At 45.8% G+C, this 15,988-nt stretch carries 13 protein-coding genes; 12 read left to right on the top strand and 1 reads right to left on the bottom strand.

Annotated features, from left to right (window positions below; genetic code table 11):
* Window positions 1-92: 92 nt before the first annotated feature.
* Window positions 93-878 carry a tyrosine-protein phosphatase gene (locus G394_RS19385; protein ID WP_043776094.1) on the bottom strand — a complete coding sequence of 262 codons (786 nt, stop codon included), beginning with the start codon at window positions 876-878 and terminating at the stop codon, window positions 93-95.
* Between G394_RS19385 and G394_RS21280 the strand changes: the two genes are divergently transcribed.
* The 12 genes from G394_RS21280 (at window position 774) to G394_RS0114155 (ending at window position 15,879) form a co-directional block, all read left to right on the top strand.
* A complete protein-coding gene (locus tag G394_RS21280; protein ID WP_156902628.1) occupies window positions 774-1,166 on the top strand; it encodes a hypothetical protein in 393 nt (130 codons plus the stop codon). The two genes, G394_RS19385 and G394_RS21280, sit on opposite strands and share 105 nt — an antisense overlap.
* Window positions 1,163-2,542 (top strand): undecaprenyl-phosphate glucose phosphotransferase, encoded by a 1,380-nt coding sequence (locus G394_RS0114185; protein WP_084435688.1) that lies wholly within the window; start codon window positions 1,163-1,165, stop codon window positions 2,540-2,542. Before G394_RS21280 ends, G394_RS0114185 begins: the two co-directional genes overlap by 4 nt.
* A gap of 268 nt (window positions 2,543-2,810) precedes the next feature.
* Window positions 2,811-4,058 carry a lipopolysaccharide biosynthesis protein gene (locus tag G394_RS21275; RefSeq protein ID WP_156902627.1) on the top strand — a complete coding sequence of 416 codons (1,248 nt, stop codon included), beginning with the start codon at window positions 2,811-2,813 and terminating at the stop codon, window positions 4,056-4,058.
* 35 nt (window positions 4,059-4,093) lie between these two features.
* On the top strand, window positions 4,094-5,092 hold the full coding sequence (gene pseB / locus G394_RS0114180; protein WP_028578215.1) for a UDP-N-acetylglucosamine 4,6-dehydratase (inverting): 999 nt from the start codon (window positions 4,094-4,096) through the stop codon (window positions 5,090-5,092).
* 2 nt (window positions 5,093-5,094) lie between these two features.
* Window positions 5,095-6,255, top strand: a complete 1,161-nt coding sequence (pseC, locus tag G394_RS0114175; protein ID WP_028578214.1) for a UDP-4-amino-4,6-dideoxy-N-acetyl-beta-L-altrosamine transaminase — start codon at window positions 5,095-5,097, stop codon at window positions 6,253-6,255.
* A complete protein-coding gene (gene pseF / locus G394_RS0114170) occupies window positions 6,252-6,953 on the top strand; it encodes a pseudaminic acid cytidylyltransferase (RefSeq protein WP_028578213.1) in 702 nt (233 codons plus the stop codon). Before pseC ends, pseF begins: the two co-directional genes overlap by 4 nt.
* A complete protein-coding gene (gene pseG, locus G394_RS20895; protein ID WP_169725573.1) occupies window positions 6,953-8,509 on the top strand; it encodes a UDP-2,4-diacetamido-2,4,6-trideoxy-beta-L-altropyranose hydrolase in 1,557 nt (518 codons plus the stop codon). The genes pseF and pseG overlap by 1 nt, the downstream gene beginning before the upstream one ends.
* A gap of 77 nt (window positions 8,510-8,586) precedes the next feature.
* The gene (pseI, locus tag G394_RS0114165) at window positions 8,587-9,639 is read left to right on the top strand and encodes a pseudaminic acid synthase (protein WP_245578345.1); all 1,053 of its coding nucleotides are present in this window, start codon (window positions 8,587-8,589) and stop codon (window positions 9,637-9,639) included.
* A gap of 419 nt (window positions 9,640-10,058) precedes the next feature.
* Window positions 10,059-10,868, top strand: coding sequence for a polysialyltransferase family glycosyltransferase (locus G394_RS21270; RefSeq protein ID WP_156902625.1), 810 nt, complete (start codon window positions 10,059-10,061; stop codon window positions 10,866-10,868).
* Window positions 10,869-12,396: 1,528 nt separating this feature from the next.
* Window positions 12,397-13,611 (top strand): glycosyltransferase family 4 protein, encoded by a 1,215-nt coding sequence (locus G394_RS20890; RefSeq protein WP_084435685.1) that lies wholly within the window; start codon window positions 12,397-12,399, stop codon window positions 13,609-13,611.
* 41 nt (window positions 13,612-13,652) lie between these two features.
* Entirely contained in the window at window positions 13,653-14,741 is a 1,089-nt protein-coding gene (locus tag G394_RS0114160) for a radical SAM protein (protein WP_028578211.1), read from the top strand.
* Window positions 14,728-15,879 carry a glycosyltransferase family 4 protein gene (locus G394_RS0114155; RefSeq protein WP_043776084.1) on the top strand — a complete coding sequence of 384 codons (1,152 nt, stop codon included), beginning with the start codon at window positions 14,728-14,730 and terminating at the stop codon, window positions 15,877-15,879. Before G394_RS0114160 ends, G394_RS0114155 begins: the two co-directional genes overlap by 14 nt.
* Window positions 15,880-15,988 lie beyond the last annotated feature (109 nt).

Here is a 15,988-nt window from a genome sequence, read left to right as displayed (position 1 = left end):
ACGTCGAAACGATGTTCCTATTGCGGCCCGGATTTCCGGACTGGGTCCATTGTCAGGTCATAATCTGCTCATCGGCCTTTCCCCGATCGAGTTCACTTTCCGAAAAACCTGTACCACGGGCGCTTCCTGAGCGGCAAAGACTGCGGGGCGTAATCACGCAGATCGAGGGGTTCGCCGCGGACCACGGACTCGGGATAGTCGGCGACAAGCCGGCGGGCGGACTGACTTCCCACCGCATCGGCAGCCGCCCGCAAGGCATCGCCCAGCATCGGACGTCGTGAGCGGGTCCCGTGGGCGTCACTGGCCAGGAAATGGACGAGTTTATGCTCCAGCAGGACGCGACAGAGAGTGGAGACTTCCGGACCGAATCGGCCGAGCAGACTCGAAGCAGTGATCTGCACGGCCACGCCCATTTCCACCCAGGCGTGCAGCCGCATAGGATCCTTCTGGATGTAGGCATAGCGCTCGGGGTGGGCCAGGACAACTTCGTACCCTCCCCGGCGCAGCATCCACAGGTAGTCCTCGATGCCCGGGGGCGGAAAGGCGCCCGGCAGCTCCAGGAGCACCCATCGGCCGTCATTGAGGGTTCCGAGCCGCCCTTCGGCCAGCCTCTCCGCCAAATCCGCGTCGAGGGCCAACTCGCTCCCGGCCCAAACCCGAAGCGGGATGCCTTCGGTATCGAGCCGATGCCGCAAATCCGCCAAGGCCTGAAGAATGGCGCCCCGCTCATTGGGCCAGAGCATCGGGTGCCAATGCGGCGTGCAGATCACACCATGGATTCCGTCATCCACGGCCAAGCGCGCCATGGACAAGGCTTTGTCAATGTTTCCGGGCCCGTCGTCCAGTCCGGGCAGCAAGTGGCAATGAATGTCGATCATGATCCACGAATATTGAAGCGTTATCGGCGAATGGTCAAGACTGTTTGCGAAACGCATTTTGCAAACCATGATTTGGCCGCAGACAATACAGAGCATGAGATAAACGATAAACGTGCGTCATTCGACATCGACAGGAAATGCCCTACGGCTCTCATGCACGCAAGCGTCTCGAAAAAAAAACGGAATAACGAACCGAAACCCACGTCTAAAACACGAATATGCGCCCGCAGTCGTCATTACGATGGTGAGAAAAGCCACATTCACTCGAAGTTGAAACCGAAAATATGACGAACTTCAGCTCAAAAATTTCCACCACGACACGTATCGCGGAAATTCTGGTCATTACCGGGTCCATGCTGTTCGTCTACGTGATCTACCCGATGGGTGACGCCGCGCATCTCACCATCGCCACCCTCCTCGGCACCATTATCTATTCCTTTGCCGCCGAACTGACCGGAGCCAATGCGGATCTGCGCCTGCGGCCGTTCTTCATCGAGGCGCGACGTGTCCTCGGCGCATGGATTCTCACGTTTCTTTGCCTGATCGTCATATCCTGGGCAACCAAACACACATCGACCTTTTCACGACTGCAGATAGGCATGTGGGCAGCCTTGGGAGCGGGCATGCTCGTCGCAGCGCGCGGGTCCATCCGTAATCTGCTCGCCCTCTACCGCCGCCAGGGCAGAAACCAGCGCCAGGCCGTTCTCATAGGTGCAGGAAGCCTGGCTCAACAATGGATTCAGACCGTTCGGAACTATCCGGAGTTGGGCATCGTACCCGTCGCTGCCTATGACGACGACCCCGTCAAGATCGGGGGTGAATGCAAGGGCGTTCCGGTGCTGGGCGACTGCGGCCATGCCGTGACATTCGTGAACGAAAAGCATGTGCCCATGGTCTTTTTGACCCTCCCCCACAACGCCGAAAAACGCGCGCGCCAAATCCTGGATCAGTTTCTGAGCAGTCCTGCCAATCTGTACATCATTCCGGACATCTTCACCTTTCAGCTCATGAACCTGAACGCCTTCCAGGTCGGCGACATTCCCGTGATCGCCCTGTCCGCGTCGCCCATGTCGGCCCGCAAGGAGATCCTCAAGCGAGCCGAGGACCTGATCCTCGGCATCCTGGCCCTGATCGTCGCCAGCCCCGTCATGCTGGGCATCACCCTGGCCATCAAGCTCACGTCACCGGGGCCCGTATTTTTCCGGCAGTGGCGCTACGGCCTCGACGGGCGAGAGATCCGAATCTGGAAATTCCGGACCATGTGCGTGACCGAGGACGGCTATCGGTTTCAACAGGCGACCCGCGACGACTGGCGGATCACCCCTCTGGGCCGTTTGCTGCGCAGGTTCTCCCTGGACGAACTGCCGCAGCTCTTCAACGTACTGGATGGCTCCATGAGCCTGGTGGGCCCCCGCCCTCACGCAGTGGCCCACGACGAGAGCTTCCGCTCGCGCCTGCCGGGCTACATGTGGCGCCTCAAGATCAAGCCCGGCATCACCGGCTGGGCCCAGGTCAACGGCTGGAGGGGCGAGACGGACACGATGGAGAAGATGGAGAAGCGCGTCGAGCACGACCACTACTACATCGAGAACTGGACACTGTCCCTCGACATACGGATTTTGTGGCTGACCCTCCTCCATGGATTCGTCAATGACAACGCCTAATGAGCCGATTTCCGGCCCTTCGGAAGCTGAACCGGGCCGCTTCCGCCCCAAAGTGGGGTCACTAACCGAGCAAACAAAATTGACATGGCGGAAACGTGCCTAATCGTGATGAATTTGCCGGAGGATATATTCCGCAGGGAGTTGCTTTATGGAGGGCAGACATTCTGCTCCAAGAGGCATTTTCGGAATATTCGAGTTCTTTGAGAAACATGCACGATAAGTTATCGCTGAATGAGCGTAATGCGCGACAGGCTGAAAGCACTCTGTGATGAATACCAAACGCGAAGTCCTGCAAAGGCTTCTTAATCTGGCTCTCCGCGGAACCACACTTTCTAGCAAGTTTGCTCTTATATTTGTCCTGGCAAAATTTCTTGAGCCTGCAGAAGTAGGACTTTACGGACTTTTCAACGCAACAATTTTATATTGTTTGATGGCTTTAGGGTTCGATTTTTATACATACTCTACTCGAGAAATTATTGTAACAGATAAAAAAAAATGGGCGGCACAGCTGCGTGACCAATGCGTTTTCTATACAATTACACATACAATATTGATCCCAGCGAGTTTATTAATATTTTGGTTCGGATTTTTGCCATGGGAACTTGTTTTTTGGTTTTTTCCTTTGTTGGCGCTTGAACATCTAGCCCAAGAGCTCAACAGACTCCTCGTAGCAATCTCGGAACCTCTCTGGGCAAGCGCTATTCTGTTTATTAGGCAGGGATGCTGGGCAATCATGACAGCAGTCATATTATGGATTTTTCCAGAGCAGAGGCATCTCAAATTTGTTCTCGCTGCTTGGGCTCTCGGCGTATCTGGCGCATGCATCTTGGGATTTATCAGATTGCGCAAACTGGACTCCAGCTCCCTCAAGTTGCCTATCGACTGGAACTGGATCAAAAAAGGGATAAAAGCAGCTTTTCCCTTTGTCTTGGCCACGCTTTCACTGCGAGCTCTTTACACCTTTGACCGCTATTGGATTGAAACATTATGTAGTCTTGAAGTGCTTGCAGCGTACGTTTTTTTTGTCGGAATCGCCAATGCCATCATGAATTTTCTTGATGCTGCGGTATTTTCATTCACCTATCCAGAGTTGATTGCTGCTGTCGGAAGAAAGGATACAAAAAGATTCAAATCGCAATTGCGACGCATGGGTATTCAAACTACCTTATTGACATTCACACTTTCTGCAGCAGCAGTAATACTAATAGGGCCAATAATTCATTGGATCAACAGAGATGTGTATTCACAACACTTCGCGCTGCTTTATTGGACCATATTCGCCACTGCAATATCAGCAATAAGCATGATTCCACACTACGGACTTTATGCGCTGCGTCAAGATAGGAGCATTATATCCAGCCATATTCTTTCACTGCCTATTTTTTTCTTTGCAACACTTATATTGTCTCAATCTTACAACACGTTATCCATTCCGATATCACTCCTTCTTACATTTTCATTCCTTTTAATATTCAAATATATCATGCTAATACGCAGCAACGCACTCAATGCATAACAAACAGCTCAATTTACTAACAATAAGACTAACACATGCTCAAAGAATCAACTATTCTGGTGACTGGCGGGACTGGATCTTTCGGAAATGCCTTTGTACCTATGACGTTAAGCAAATACAATCCTAAAAAAATCATAATATTGTCTCGCGATGAAATGAAACAGTGGGACATGGCCAAGAAATTTCAATTCGATTCTCGAGTTCGTTTCTTCATAGGCGACGTCAGAGATCGGGAAAGAATGTATCGAGCACTTGACGGCGTAGACTACGTTGTCCACGCTGCAGCAACTAAGATAGTCCCGACGGCCGAGTACAACCCCTTCGAATGCATCAAGACAAACATCGACGGTGCCATGAACCTCATTGATGCCTGCATTGACAAAGAGGTCAAACGAGTGGTCGCCCTTTCGACGGACAAGGCCAGTAGCCCTGTGAATCTTTACGGTGCAACCAAATTGGCTTCGGACAAACTCTTTGTCGCCGGCAACTCCTATTCCGGAAGCAAAACGACGAGGTTCGCAGTGGTCCGCTATGGCAATGTCATGGGCTCAAGAGGTTCGGTCATTCCCTTCTTTCTTTCCATCAAGGACAAAGGCGTGCTGCCTATTACGGACGAGCGCATGACACGGTTCATGATCTCGCTTGAGCAGGGTGTTAAGCTTGTTTGGGATGCTTTCGAGGACATGGAGGGGGGAGAAATCTATGTCAAAAAAATCCCTTCCATGAAGGTCACAGATCTCGCCCTGACCGTCGCACCCAACGCCAAACTCGAATTCATCGGCATCCGCCCTGGGGAAAAGCTGCATGAACAGATGATCGGGGAAGATGACTCCTACTACACTTACGAGTATCCGGAGCATTTCAAGATCCTTCCCGCCATCAATGACTGGGCGAACTGCAGCAAGCGGATCAAGGACGGAAAGAAAGTACCTGAAGGCTTCAACTACACCAGCAACACCAATTCGGAATGGATGACATCCTCCGAACTGAATGCATGGATCGAGGCAAACCGCGACAAGATAGGAAACATCTAATCATGATCCCCTACGGTCGCCAAGAAATAACCCAAGCGGACATTGACGCGGTCGTTGATGTCCTGCGGTCGGATTTTCTCACACAAGGCCCTAAGGTTCCACGTTTCGAGCAGGCTGTCGCCAACCATGTGAGAGCCGAGCACGCGATTGCAGTGAATAGCGCCACATCAGCTCTGCACATAGCCTGTCTGGCGCTTGGGCTTGGACCGGGTGACTGGCTTTGGACCAGCCCGATAACGTTTGTGGCGTCGGCGAATTGCGGATTGTACTGCGGTGCCAAGGTAGACTTCGTCGACATTGACCCTCGCACGTACAACCTCTGCCCCAACGCGCTGGTGAAAAAGCTCGAACTGGCCGAGCGCGCAGGCCGCTTGCCCAAAATCGTAGTCCCTGCCCATCTCTGCGGGCAGCCCTGCGACATGGCTGCCATCCACGCCCTGGGCGAACGCTACGAATTCAGGATCATCGAGGACGCGTCCCATGCGATCGGCGGAAAATATCGAGGCGAATTCATCGGCAATTGTCGCTATAGCGATATAACCATTTTCAGCTTCCACCCCGTCAAGATCATCACCACCGCAGAAGGCGGTATGGCGACGACCAACGACTCTCGGCTGGCGGAACGGATGTCCCTGCTTCGCAGTCACGGCATCACTCGAGATCCGGGCCTGATGACGCACGAACCGGACGGCCCCTGGTATTATCAACAGATTGATCTTGGCTTCAATTACCGCATGACCGAGCTGCAGGCGGCCCTCGGCGTCAGCCAGATGAAAAGGCTGGACGGGTTCGTTGCGCGTCGCCATGCCCTGGCCCGACGTTACGACGAAATGCTGACCGGACTTCCCATGGTCACACCATGGCAGCATCCGGACTCATATTCAGGTCTCCATCTGTATGTGATCCGGTTGGACCCAACTCAGACAAACAGGCGCCAACTCCACGTCTTCGAAAGCCTGCGCAACCAGGGCATCGGCGTGAACGTGCATTACATTCCTGTTCATACCCAGCCCTACTACCGCAACCTGGGTTTTGAGCTTGGAGATTTCCCCCAAGCCGAAAGCTATTATGCCGAAGCCATCAGCCTGCCCATGTTCCATGGCATGACCGAAGCCCAGCAGGACGCCGTCGTGGAGGCGCTTCGAAAGGCAGTGCAGCAATGAAGCTGGCGGTGATCCCTGCGCGAGGAGGCAGCAAGCGCATTCCCCGAAAGAATATCAAGAACTTCTGTGGCAGGCCCATGATCGCCTGGGCCATCGAGGCGGCAAGGGAGAGCGAATGCTTCGATCGGATCATCGTTTCAACTGACGATGCCGAAATCGCCGAAATTTCCTGTCAATGGGGAGCCGAATCGCCCTTTGTCCGTCCGGAAGCGCTGTCCGATGATCACACGGGAACAATTCCTGTCGTTGCGCACGCGATAGACTGGTATCTAAAGCATACGGCTGCAAAACCGGAAGAAGTGTGCTGTGTATATGCAACCGCACCCTTCGTTCGTCCGGCGGACCTTCACCAGGGGCTTGAAGTTCTACTTCGCCATGATTGCGATTACGCATTCTCCGTCACCAGCTTCCCGTTCCCAATCCAGCGCGCTGTCCGCATCAATAAAGACGGGAGAGTCGAAATGTTCCACCCCGAGCATTTCAACACTCGTTCGCAGGATCTGGAAGAAGCGTACCACGATGCCGGCCAGTTTTATTGGGGCCGGACGGAAGCCTGGCTCGAAAGACTGCCGATATTCAACTCCCACGCCTTCCCTGTACTGCTGCCACGCCACCGAGTTCAGGATATTGATACCATAGAGGACTGGCGGCGGGCGGAATTGATGTTTACGACTCTGCGCCAGCTCGAGGAATGGTGATGAACCCGAAAAAAATCGTCTTTCGCGTCGACGCTTCCCTGGAAATCGGCACAGGGCATGTCATTCGTTGCCTGACACTCGCGGAGGCCCTGCGTAAGCGCGGATGCGAATGTCAATTCATCTGCCGCGAACACCCCGGTAACCTGATCGACTTGATCTCCGAACGCGGCTTCACGGCCCACTGCCTACCCTCAGCGGAAGCCTCGCGGGGCTTGAGACAAGATCCTCGTTCGCTGGCCCATGCGGCATGGCTTGGAGCGGATTGGCGCACAGATGCTGGGCAGACTCGCAAGGCAATGGGAGATGTGACCGTCGACTGGCTTGTAATCGACCACTATGCGATCGATGAGGGCTGGGAGCGAAAATTGCGGCCGGCCTGCCGCAGGTTGATGGTCATAGACGACCTAGCCGATCGCACCCATGATTGCGACCTTTTGCTGGATCAGAATCTGGTTGCAAGCTGGCAGGACCGCTATCGCTACAAAGTTCCCGACAATTGCGCATTTCTGCTCGGTCCCGAGTACGCCCTGTTGCAATCAATCTACGCCGAACTTCATGACCGGATTCCGCCTCGGGAAGGCAGAATCCGCCGCATCCTAGTCTATTTCGGAGGCGCCGACACCGACAATCTGACAGGCATGGTCATTTCCGCTTTCGGGGTGATCAACACTGAAGGTGTTTTTATGGACGTTGTCATGAACCCCGTGAGTCCGCACATCGCATCCGTACGAAGACTTGCGGGAAAAGACAACCGCATCAGCCTTCATGAACGCCTGCCAAACCTGGCGCCACTCATTGCAGAGGCCGATCTCGCGATTGGTGCTGGAGGGGCTACTTCATGGGAACGTTGTTGCCTGGGCTTACCAACACTAATCATTACGCTCGCAGAAAATCAAAGGCCCATCGCCGAAGAATTGGACCGGACTGGAATTGCCCAATGGCTTGGCCACAAAGACAATATTAATGCCGTCCAGTTATCCCGAACACTTCAGACAATTTTGGATAACGACGTCCCGCCTGAATGGTCGCAACGTTGCTACGCTTTGGTTGATGGCCGAGGCGTGGAACGAGTTGCAAGCTTCATTTTGCTCGATGCACAAACCACGTTCAAGACAAGACTGGCGCGACTGGACGATGAGCAAATACTTTTGCAATGGGCCAATGACCCCTTAGTCAGAAAGAACGCTTTTCACCCAGACGCCATCGATCCTATAACACACCGCAAATGGCTCTGTAAGCGACTAGATGACCAAGAAAATTGCCGTCTATACATTGTTGAAATAGAAAATGTATTTCCGATTGGACAAGTACGATTTGATAAAATTGAAGATGGTTGGGATATTAGCTATTCACTAGACCATCGTGTTCGAGATCGTGGATTCGGGAAATCACTGCTTCAAGATGCGATTTCAACTTTCAAAAAAACAAAATCACAAACTCTAATTTTTGCACGTGTGAAAGATACAAATGTTCGTTCTTGTAGATTATTAGAAAACATTAATTTTAAACTCAACATTCATAAAAAAAATATATGCATTTATATTCTTGAAATATAAACATAAACAAATATTACTGCGTACATAAATCTATTTAAAAAAATTCATGAAATTCATATTATGACAGGAGTATTATCGTGATAAATATTAATGGTCGAGCAATCAGTCCCGACCACTCACCATACATTATCGCCGAATTATCAGCAAACCACAATGGTTCGCTGGAACGAGCTCTCAAAACAATAGAGGCCGCCCACAAATGCGGCGTCGATGCGATCAAAATTCAAACTTACACAGCAGAAACCCTCACCATTGACTGCGACGCTCCAGATTTCCTCATCAAGGGCGGACTCTGGGATGGTATCAAGCTGCACGATCTCTATAAATGGGCGGAAACACCTTATGAATGGCACCAGGCGATGTTTGATTATGCCAAAAAGCTCGGCATCACCATTTTCTCAACACCTTTTGACGAAACCGCTGTGGACCTTCTGGAAGACTTGGGCACCCCTACGTACAAGATCGCATCCTTCGAAATCGTTGATCTTCCACTCATTCGCTATGCCGCCAGCACGGGAAAACCCATGATCATGTCAACCGGAATGGCCAGCGAGGAAGAAATTGAGGATGCAGTCACTACTGCGCGAGAAGCCGGATGCAAGGACCTGATCCTGCTCCACTGCATCAGCAGTTACCCGGCCCCGATCGAGCAGGCGAACCTGCGACAGATCCCCGAACTTGCGCGAAGATTTGGCGTAATAACCGGACTATCCGATCATACGATGGGGACAACTGCTGGGATAACGGCCGTAGCCCTGGGAGCATGCATCATTGAAAAGCATTTCACCCTGAGCAGACAGGACAAAGGCCCTGACAGCGAGTTCTCTCTTGAACCGCATGAGATGGAACGGCTTTGCGTTGAAGCGAAAGACGCATGGAGCGCCTTGGGCACGGCGGGATACACACGAAAGGAGTCGGAAGAAAAAACGAAAATATTTCGCCGTTCCGTGTACTTTGTACGCGATCTTGCGGAAGGAGCGGAAATTGCTCGTGATGACATTCGAGCAATTCGCCCTGGGAAAGGGCTTGCCCCAAAATTTATCGATCAACTTATTGGACTTAAAACGAATACACAGATCCAAAAAGGAACTGCAACATCATGGGATTTGATTAGTCAGTCTCAAAAATAAAACTATATGCCAAAATGAATAGAAATATACTCAATATTACCTCAAAGGGCAGCTCGACGGCACCATGAACCTGTTTATGGTCTGTACGGCGCTAAATTTCCGCACGTTCATCCGGGTTCTGTATTTTTTGTTCCTCAAATTTCTTGGGCACGTACTTCTACCCAATGCTCAGCCTGTTCAGGTCCGTACCTGACGTGGAGATTTAACATTTTTTCATGATCGACTAACTAAATAATCTTTAATTTTTAAAAAAATTCATGAATATATATATATGTAGAACGCCGTATCATATCATAATATCTTGTCTCCACATTACCAACACTAAATCTAAAAACAACTTTCTTATCTTGATAAAAGATTTTGATTTTAATATAATGAAAAGTTTAATAAATATAAACAATTGTTTTGAAAGAGTCATGATGCTAGATGGATCAAATACAAAAAACAAAATTATTAGAAAAATAAAAATTTTAGAAAATATTTTTAAGTTGAAAAAAAACATTAAAAGCTCTCAAAAAAACAATTATTATATATTTAATGATATAAAATTAGAAGAAAAATTAATTATAAGTATTACTAAAGAAAATAATAATCTTTATTACATTGAAGACGGCTCAGCTCCGTACAACAATCATTATTTACAACTATCGATGTATGACCGATCATTGTTATCACTTCTTTGCATAAAGCACGAGAACACGCATATACTTGGAAAAAACTCAGCATTCTCAAAATTATATGTTTTTTATCCAAATTATATTAGAAAAGAATTAAAAAATAAAACAATTCATACCATTAAAACATGTTCGAATAATATTTTAATAAATAAAATATTAAGAAAAAAGGAATGCTATTATAATATAAAAAGTGAAGATGCATTGTTAATATTAGATAAAGAACAAAACGAGAAAGATTTTATTGAAAAATACAGTAATTTTTATAATAAATATCAAACTGTATGGATAAAATACCACCCATTGAACGAAAAAATTATTCCAACGGAAGGAAAAAATATAATAGATAAAAATATGAGCCTTGAAATTATTTTTTTGCAATTAAATGCGTGCAATATAAAAATAGACATTTTTGGATATACATCTACTGCTTTAATGACAGCCATAACTTTTAATTGCGCAAAAAATGTTTACAGTCTGAATAAAATGAACATAAAAAACAATTATTTTTCGCTCTTACATAACATCGGTGTAATATTCATAAAAAAACAATAAAATAAAGTATAATAATATTATAATACAATAAAAATTAATAGTGAACAAAATAAAATCAAAGTTTTCAATTAATCCAATAAAGATATTTATATTTTTTATCACAATTGAAGTTTATATTTTAATTTTGTTTAGGTTTACAGAGGACGTAACAGTCAAAAAAATTTCCTATGCCATATCAGCAATATTTTTCTTTTTCCTTTTAATTATCAATTCACAAATCAAAAATCATAAAAATAATATTCACTTTCATTTATACACACTAATAATTATATATTACTTCGGATTAATTGGATCACTATATATAAATTATTTAAATACAGACTATGTTGATTTTATAAAATTTATTATTTCTCCTGTATATATAATATTCGGATTTAAATTTTCACGAATAAATAATTTTAAGGTACTTGATAGCTTCCCTACGCGATTTAATTTTTATACACTTATCACATTACCTTACATTATATGGATTTATGAATTATTTATAAATCATTTTACATTTGGAAAAAATGGTCCAATTTCCATATTTGCAAATCGTAACAACGCTGGATTATATTTAATATGCCTACTGTCTCTTTATAATACATTAAAAATTAAACCTATAAAAAATATTTTTGTATTCATGATATCTGGTATTTCATTTGCAACTATTGGGGTTTTTTCTTCAATTGCCTTCTCTATATGTCTCATGATAGGAAATAGAAAACAAATAGTAATCAGTTTAATGACAATAGCATTGATTTTATTTTTTATATACAATATTGAAGTTAACATTTTTCTTATTGAAAGAATACAAGCAGCAATCAGAAGTATTATTTTTATCATTAATGGGAAAATTAACCTCGAATCTTCTTACAGTGAAATTGTTTACAGAGTTAACACTACAGATCTTTCCGTTGTATTCAGGTTAAAACATTGGAAAGAATTATTAAATATATATATTAATGCTGATTTTTGGAATACAATTTTTGGATTCGGAATAGGATCATCAATTTTACTAACAACTGCACAACTCGCTCCGCACAACGATTACATCAGATTAATATTTGAATGTGGAATTTTATCTTTTTTTAGTTTTATTAGTATGATTTTTTATGTGATATTTAAATGTGGACGTAGATGGGAATCCATTCCATTATTGACAGTCATACTATATTTTTTTTCTGAAAACTTGATCGATAACTATATCGCTATGTCTTTATTCTTTTACTCAAGTGGATCATTACTATTTCGCTTCACACAAAAACATGAATATTCTAAAAATTTCAATTTAACTTATTATGATAATGCACAACGTATTGGAAAAAAATTTTAATTTCAAATTAGCATCTATCTTACAGCTATCTAGAGTTACAGCCTTCGATAAAATATTAATGCTTCCCGCCTAAGAATGTATTTATAACTGCACGGGTCGGGCTTCAATTTAATCAAAAAAATGCAACAACCCTGATAAATTAGGTTAGTTCAGATAATACAGAACGACGATTATCCAGTATAGACTGACTATACAGAAAAATATTAACTTAAAATGAAAATAAATAAAAATAAAATATTACTTGTAAATAAATTTTTTTATCTAAACGGCGGTTCGGAAAGAGTTTTTTTCCTAGAACGTGAATTTCTTATCAGCCATGGATTCGATATTATTGACTTTTCGATGAAAGATTCGAAAAATTTAAATTCAAATTTTGCTAATTTTTTCATCGATAAAGTAGATTATACTAACACTAAAGGCATTATACGCAAGCTCAAGACAGGCTTTGCATTTATTCATTCAAGCGAATCGGTTAATAAAATTACAAAAATTATAAAGCATGAAAAGCCCAATATCGCTCATCTACACAATATTTACCATCAACTAACACCATCAATAATCCCCATTCTCAAAGAAAACAAAATAAAGGTCATCTTGACCCTACACGACGGTAAACTTTGCTGCCCAAGCTATCTCATGTTAAATCGCGGCAAGCCATGCCTTAAATGCGCGGGAACACATTTCCATTATCCTATCACAACAAATTGCCAGCAAACGCTGGCAAGGGGCATTCTTTTATCTCTTGAGGCATACTTTCATGCTTGGAAAAAGAGCTACGACGGAGTGGACGCCTTTATCGTTCCAAGCATTTTTTTGGGAAATATCGTAGCGCCTCGCATAGGTCACAGCAAGACTCACCTAATACGAAATGGAATTGACCAAACAAAATTCATACCGTCTACAAAAGATGATGGATATTTACTTTATGTCGGCCGATTATCTTCTGAAAAAGGAATAGATACTCTTTTAAAAGCTCATTCATGTATGAATAATATTTCAAAACTTGTTATAGTTGGCACAGGTCCGCTTGAATATAAATTACGCTCACATGCTTCATCATCTGTAATTTTTAAAGGATACTGCACTGGTGAAAATCTATGGGAATTAGTTAAGAAATCATCTTGCTTGATAGTACCTTCCGAATGGTATGAAAACGCTCCAATGACTATCCTTGAAGGGATGGCTTTCGCAAAACCAATAATTGCTTCCAGAATCGGAGGTATTCCAGAACAAGTTGTTCACGGTGAAACTGGTATCCTTTTTACCCCAGGTAATACTCATGAGTTGTCTCAGGCTCTTGATGCCATGATGACTGACACGGATATGCGCAGACGCATGGGAATTAATGGCAGACTAAGGCTTGAAAAAGAGTTTTCTATTCAGAGTCATAACCAACAACTACTAAACTTATACCAATCTTTTCTTTAATAAAATTTAATTTTTTTAAATAAATTAAATTTTATACAAATATGAAAAATAATTATATAATGCCAACTGATGTTTCTATAATTACTACATATCGATGCCAGATGAAATGCCAAATGTGCAACATCTGGCATCATCCGACCGACCCAACCCAGGAAATCAAAGCCAAAGATCTTGAACTGCTCCCGCAGTTCAAATTCGCCAACATTACAGGTGGCGAGCCTTTTCTTCGGGATGATCTGGAGGACATCGTGGAGGTTATGTTCACGAAGACCAAGCGCATTGTAATTTCCACTTCGGGCTATCACTACAAGAAAATTTTCAAGCTGTCCGAACGGTTTCCGAACATTGGGGTGCGGGTCAGCATTGAGGGATTGTCACAGACTAACAATACTTTGCGTGGGCGTGATGAAGGATTTGACCGGGGCCTAAAGACCTTGCTTGGCCTCAAAAGCATGGGCGTGAAGGACATTGGCTTTGGGATTACCGTTTCCAATCGCAATTCCGAAGACATGCTCTGGCTTTTCGAGTTGGGCAAATCCATGAATCTGGAATTCGCCACTGCTGCATTCCACAATTCCTATTACTTTCACAAAGACGACAACTTCATCACTAACAAGGATGAAGTGATTGCCAATTTTCATGAACTTATCCGTCGCCTGCTCAAGGAAAATCACCCCAAGAGTTGGTTCCGCGCTCTCTTCAATCTGGGTCTGATCGGTTACATCGGCGGGCAGAGACGCATGCTTCCCTGTGAAGCAGGAAGCGTGAACTTCTTCATCGACCCTTACGGAGAGGTCTATCCTTGCAATGGCCTAGAAGAGAAATATTGGAAAAAAAGCATGGGCAATGTCAGGTCGGGCAAGACATTTGAAGAAATCTGGACCGACCCAGAGGCTGAAAAAATCCGAAACTGTGTGCGTTCCTGCCCGAAGAACTGCTGGATGGTCGGAACTGCCGCACCTGTCATGAAAAAATACATTAAACAAGTTCTTCCTTGGGTGGTCAAAAACAAACTTAAATCCCTTCTTGGACTGCCAATAGAATTTTACCCTCAATACTTCGATGTCGGCCAGGACAAAAGGCAGGGTGACCTCCGCGAAACCGGAATTGAGTGCCATGACACTGACTGATTCCGCATTTCGCATAGCCGTCATAGGCTTACGCGGCATTCCCGAAGTACAAGGCGGCGTTGAACGGCATTGCCAGCACCTCTATCCGCGTCTTGTCCAAACAGGATATCGTGTCACGATCATTGGCAGAAAGTCCTATATCTCAAAAAATCCCTACCGCTTTGAAGACATAGAGGTTGTTCCACTTTGGTCTCCCCGGAAAAAATCACTGGAGGCCATAGTCCACACCTTTCTGGCCGTGTTATGGATCTGGCTTCATAGGAAGAATTTTGATCTCATACACATCCACGCCATCGGCCCCGCGCTCCTTACCCCTTTGGCTCGTATGACCAGCCTCAAAGTTGTGGTGACAAACCATGGTCCCGACTATGACCGACAGAAATGGGGAAGATTTGCCAAGTGGGTGCTCCGCGCCGGCGAAATGCTTGGAGCTCGCTCTGCCCACAGCATGATTGCCGTGTCCCGCACTATCCGCGCCCTGATGCAAGAAAAACATGGAACCAATGCCACGTATATCCCGAACGGGGTTATCCTGCCTGACAAGGCCCTTCCCGGTCCGTTATTGAAAAGCTTTGGACTGACTAAAGGCCATTATGTCCTGACTGTTGGACGTTTGGTGCCCGAAAAGGGTTTTCACTATCTCGTCGAAGCCTTCTCCTTACTGGATTGCGAGTGGAAATTGGCGATCGTCGGCGATGCGGACCATGAGGACGCATACAGCCTGGCTTTGAAGGCGAAAGCGAAGAATATCCCCAACGTGGTCATGACAGGCTTTCAGAAAGGCTTTGCCCTAAGCGAACTATACTCCAACGCTGGCTTGTTTGTCCTCCCTTCCTACCATGAGGGTCTTCCGATTGTTGGCTTAGAAGCAATGAGTTATGAACTGCCCATTATCTTGAGCGATATACCAGCCAACCGTGAAATTGCGGAACCCGAGGAACTTTTTCCAGTGGGCGACGTTGCGGCCTTGGCTACTAAAATCAAATCGTTTCTGGATAGCCCGGAACTTTTCTCTTCCAAAGAACTCCTGACTCGTAAGCGCCTGCGATTGAATCAGGAATTCAACTGGGACCTGATCACGGAGCAAACTGCTATTACCTACAGAAAAGTATTATCATTAAACAGTCAGCCCAAATAATAGGAACAGAAGGCGCATAAAGTGACAAGTATATCATTCAAATGCGCCCCCATCAAATCAAAGAACATGCGCCGGTTTACGCGCGTGGGCGGGATCGACGACGTTTGCC

This window comes from Desulfomicrobium escambiense DSM 10707 (assembly GCF_000428825.1).
GTDB lineage: Bacteria > Desulfobacterota > Desulfovibrionia > Desulfovibrionales > Desulfomicrobiaceae > Desulfomicrobium > Desulfomicrobium escambiense.
The sequence above is the reverse complement of the archived record's forward strand: the minus strand, read 5'-3'. Positions and strand labels throughout refer to the sequence as shown.

Bases quoted from the DNA above. Each gene is read 5' to 3' on its own strand.
- G394_RS21270 (WP_156902625.1), top strand. From the start codon at position 10,059: ATGCTAGATGGATCAAATACAAAAAACAAAATTATTAGAAAAATAAAA.
- G394_RS21275 (WP_156902627.1), top strand. From the start codon at position 2,811: ATGAATACCAAACGCGAAGTCCTGCAAAGGCTTCTTAATCTGGCTCTC.
- pseC (WP_028578214.1), top strand. From the start codon at position 5,095: ATGATCCCCTACGGTCGCCAAGAAATAACCCAAGCGGACATTGACGCG.
- G394_RS19385 (WP_043776094.1), bottom strand. From the start codon at position 878: ATGATCGACATTCATTGCCACTTGCTGCCCGGACTGGACGACGGGCCC.
- G394_RS0114155 (WP_043776084.1), top strand. From the start codon at position 14,728: ATGACACTGACTGATTCCGCATTTCGCATAGCCGTCATAGGCTTACGC.
- pseF (WP_028578213.1), top strand. From the start codon at position 6,252: ATGAAGCTGGCGGTGATCCCTGCGCGAGGAGGCAGCAAGCGCATTCCC.
- G394_RS0114160 (WP_028578211.1), top strand. From the start codon at position 13,653: ATGAAAAATAATTATATAATGCCAACTGATGTTTCTATAATTACTACA.
- G394_RS0114185 (WP_084435688.1), top strand. From the start codon at position 1,163: ATGACGAACTTCAGCTCAAAAATTTCCACCACGACACGTATCGCGGAA.
- pseB (WP_028578215.1), top strand. From the start codon at position 4,094: ATGCTCAAAGAATCAACTATTCTGGTGACTGGCGGGACTGGATCTTTC.
- G394_RS20890 (WP_084435685.1), top strand. From the start codon at position 12,397: ATGAAAATAAATAAAAATAAAATATTACTTGTAAATAAATTTTTTTAT.
- G394_RS21280 (WP_156902628.1), top strand. From the start codon at position 774: ATGGATTCCGTCATCCACGGCCAAGCGCGCCATGGACAAGGCTTTGTC.
- pseG (WP_169725573.1), top strand. From the start codon at position 6,953: ATGAACCCGAAAAAAATCGTCTTTCGCGTCGACGCTTCCCTGGAAATC.